This window comes from Mycobacterium sp. ZZG (genome assembly GCF_054786995.1).
This window is the reverse complement of record NZ_JBTBFV010000126.1, coordinates 1-3672: the sequence shown is the minus strand read 5'-3', so window position 1 is coordinate 3672 and position 3672 is coordinate 1. Positions and strand designations below refer to the sequence as shown.

Annotated in this window: 3 protein-coding genes; all 3 read left to right on the top strand. The window is 62.7% G+C overall.

What is annotated here, in order from left to right; genetic code table 11:
* The first annotated feature begins 290 nt into the window (after positions 1-290).
* The 3 genes from ACXMYJ_RS28780 (at position 291) to ACXMYJ_RS28770 (ending at position 3597) form a co-directional block, all read left to right on the top strand.
* A complete protein-coding gene (locus ACXMYJ_RS28780) occupies positions 291-1958 on the top strand; it encodes a PucR family transcriptional regulator (protein ID WP_443189491.1) in 1668 nt (555 codons plus the stop codon).
* A gap of 202 nt (positions 1959-2160) precedes the next feature.
* On the top strand, positions 2161-2547 hold the full coding sequence (locus tag ACXMYJ_RS28775; RefSeq protein WP_443189490.1) for an Hsp20/alpha crystallin family protein: 387 nt from the start codon (positions 2161-2163) through the stop codon (positions 2545-2547).
* A gap of 243 nt (positions 2548-2790) precedes the next feature.
* The gene (locus ACXMYJ_RS28770; RefSeq protein ID WP_460359505.1) at positions 2791-3597 is read left to right on the top strand and encodes a cupin domain-containing protein; all 807 of its coding nucleotides are present in this window, start codon (positions 2791-2793) and stop codon (positions 3595-3597) included.
* Positions 3598-3672: the final 75 nt, after the last annotated feature.

The window sequence follows — 3672 nt, the reverse complement described above, 5'->3', positions numbered from 1 at the left end:
TCCTCGGCATCGTGAACTACGGTGAGCATGGGCGTACCTTCCCAACCAGCGCGCCAACGCCGGTCTTGATCGAATACCTGATTCCGTGATGATCATCCTCGGGAAGGTGCGCCCACTTTCAGGCCACGTCGCCGAGCCTCATCCACAGGTATTGATCATTGCTCCCGCTGACCAGGGTGGTGGAGTACAGTCAGCTGTCCCGGCACGAAGGGAGGTGGACGGCTCCGGCCGGTCGTCGTTCCAGGGCGCTTGCTCGAGAGACATAGGGATGACCGGTCGCCCGTATCGACATGGATGATCATTCGACGTTAGTGGACGATTCCGAAGCAGCAGGCTTGGCCGCGCTGGCGCGGCTTGACTTCTCTTCGCTGGATCCGAGGGAAATTCTGATGACGGCGGGGCGCGTCGCCGAGACCTTGTGCCCATGCCGGGTCGAGGCAAGCTATCGCGCTGTCGACGACTTGATGACGCTGTGCCCGCCTACACAGTCCGAGCGCCCGGAACTGACAGAGGCACTCCTGCAGTCGAGCTGGAAAGGGCGAATCGAGCTCCCACATCGCGACTGGCTCCAGGCGTTTCCATTGACTCACCGGGATGTTGTCCACGGATGCCTCGTGCTGGGGGCTACCGCCGCACCGCCCACGACAAATCACGTGTTGCTGTTGAACGTACTCGCGCAACGGGCAGGTGCTGCCTTGGCATGCGCTGAACTGCACTCGCGTGACTTACGCCGGGTTCGCGAACTCGCGAAGGCCAACGAGGAGCTGGAAGGCGCGGTGCGCCGGTTTAAGGCCCGCACGCTCACACATGAGTTGCTGGAGGCGGCCCTCGCGGCGGGTACAGGCGCAGACGGAGTCGTCGAATCGCTTCATCGATTGACGGGTTACTCGGTCAGCGTCGAAGACAAATTCGGCAACCTCCTCGCGTGGTCTGGACCTGGGCGACCACTGCGCTACCTGAAACCCCGGCCCAGTCAGCGGGACCAGCTTCTGCGCTTGTTGTCCGTACAGCCCGGGCCTGTGCGCACGGGGAACCGCGTATGCGTCCTGATACAGTCGCGCGCCGAAATTCTCGGTGTCGTGGCGCTCGTCGACGCTGGCGACGCAGTCGACGAGGACCAGCTGTTCGCCCTCCGATATGGCAGCAGACTGCTGGGACTGGAGCTTTCGCATCAGCGGAGCCTCGCTGAAATGCAGGTGAATCTGCGGCGGGAACTGGTTGACGACCTGCTCGCAGGTACCGACGCGAACGGGGTCTACGCGCGCGCTGAGGCGATGGGCTTCGACCTACGCCGTCCGCACTACGTCGTGGTCATCCACTCCGGGCACGGCGCCGGCAAGACCGATATCCGCGCCGTGAGCCATGCCGCGGCCAACCTGCATCTCGACTTCTTGGTTGGTCAACAGGAGGGTTTCATTGTCGTTCTCGTCGACCGCCATCCTGATGGCACCGCCCTACACAAAGAGGTCAGCCGACAACTCGGCCACCTGGCGAGTGCAATCGGTATCGGATCACTCTGCGAGGCGCCCAGAGATATTCCACAGTCGTACCTCAGGGCTCGCCGCGCGGCGAGCATCCGGTTGAACTCGGCCAATCCCCACGGTGCGTCGGACTACGACGACCTCGGCTTCTATCACCTGGTGGATGCGGCACATTCTGCCCGCGTCGCTGACGAGTACGTGCGCGAATGGTTGGGGGCGCTGATCGACTACGACGCCGAAAAGGGCTCCGACCTGGTACACACCTTGATCCAGTACCTCGAATGCGGCGGAAATTACGATGAATCCGCGGCCGCTCTGCACGTTCACCGCAGCACGTTGCGGTACCGGCTCGGCCGGATCGCGGATCTCACGGGCTTCGACCTGCGCGATGTCGACTCCCGCTTCAACTTGCAGGCTGCGACGCGCGTGTGGCGCTTCCTCACTCCGCAACGCCGTGAGGATCAACCGGCGGACTGATTGGATCCGACCCCAGCGCACGAAGCCACAGAGCGGAAATCGTCTCGACGGCGCGAGGCGTTCGACCGCACTGCTGCGAGATCCTTGCACCACAACGGCGAGCGACAGAGAGGGAACCAACATGACTTTGTCGATGCAGCGATCGGCTGGCCAAGCACAGAGATGGCGTCCGATCCGCGAGCTCGAGAATCTCTACACCGAGATGGACCGGCTGGCGCAGTCGATGTTCGGTGGACGGGAGGGCGAGGGCGCCTGGTCGCCAGCCGCCGACATCATCGAGACCGACAGCGCTTACATCGTCGAGATCGAGCTCCCAGGGGTGCGCCGCGAAGACCTCGATGTCTCGATGAACGGCAACGAGCTCGTGGTTACCGGCGAGGTGAAGGAACGCAAGCGTGAGGGCCTGTTCCGTCGGCGCACCCGGCGGATCGGTGAGTTCGAGTTCCGAGTCACGCTGCCCGGCGATCTGCGAATCGGCGAGATCGAAGCGTCGTTGGCATATGGGCTGCTCAGGGTCTACGTGCCGAAGGAACAAAGCACGACGACGAACAAGATCACTGTGAATGAGTCGGACGACCGAACACACTGAATGCTTGTAGAGGTTGCTCGTGGAGGCGGGGACGACAGTTCCGCAATCCGACATGCGTCGGTAGACGACTGTCCTAGCCAAGCCCAGATCGACACACCGGTGGGGCAGGCCGGCGATAGCATCGTCGTCAGGTGAGCGGCAGCCGCCGATCGCGCAATGCACGCTGGGAGCAACAGATTCTGCCAGGCGCCCGTCAATCAGGCAGCTGAGGTTCGGACAACTGACGTCGACGAGGCGACCGACGTGGTGGGTCGTTTCTATGTGGCCGCCGAGCTGGCTCCGACCGGTACCACCGCGGTGAAAATGCAGATGAAAGCGCTGCAGCTTCCCATGGTGACCGTCGGCCAGGTTGGGTTCGGCGTAGATATCGAGATCCGCGCTGATGAGGTCACCGCCTACTACATCGATGTACCGCTATCAGGCTCGGCGGTGAATCGCTGGCGTGACGGCGAGTCTGTCCACACGACGACCGGGGCCGCCGCCCTGTTCTCACCGGGTGCGCCGTGCCTGCTGGACTGGTCCGCCGACTGTCACCAAATCTGCGTCAAGATTTCCGAATCACAGATGCGATGGCAGCTCGAAGCAATGCTCAACAAGCCAGTGCGCAAACGGATTACGTTCGATCGGCGGCTCAATCTGAATACCGCCGCCGAATGCGATTGGTACTACTTGTTGCGGCTCTTGGCGCGGCAAGCCTGGCAGCCGGGGGGCCTTCTGAACCATCAGCTCGCCGTGGGAAACCTGCAACTTCTGCTGATTCAGGGGCTATTGCAGATACAGCCTCACAACTACACTGAAGCGCTGAGTGGACGTGAGGGGCCAGCCAGTGCAGCGGTGGCGAAGCGGGCGATCGACCTGATGCATGCTCATCCACAGAAGCCCTGGAGTACGGCCGAACTGGCACGAGCGACGGGGGTCAGCGCGCGACCACTTCAGCGATCGTTCGAGAGGTCCGGCCACCCCTCGCCGATGGTGTATCTGCGGCGGCTTCGACTGCATGTCAATGGACAGTTGGAACTGCCCGTAGGCGGACATGAGAAGTGCCCGTAGGTGGCCAGTAAGAACTGCCCAGTGGCGGACACGAATCTGCCCGTGAGGGGTGGAGTCCGCCACCGGTGGTTGAGG

What these genes read in the sequence shown, in the direction of transcription:
- ACXMYJ_RS28780 (WP_443189491.1), top strand. Translation starts at nt 291, where the DNA reads ATGGATGATCATTCGACGTTAGTGGACGATTCCGAAGCAGCAGGCTTG.
- ACXMYJ_RS28775 (WP_443189490.1), top strand. Translation starts at nt 2,161, where the DNA reads ATGGACCGGCTGGCGCAGTCGATGTTCGGTGGACGGGAGGGCGAGGGC.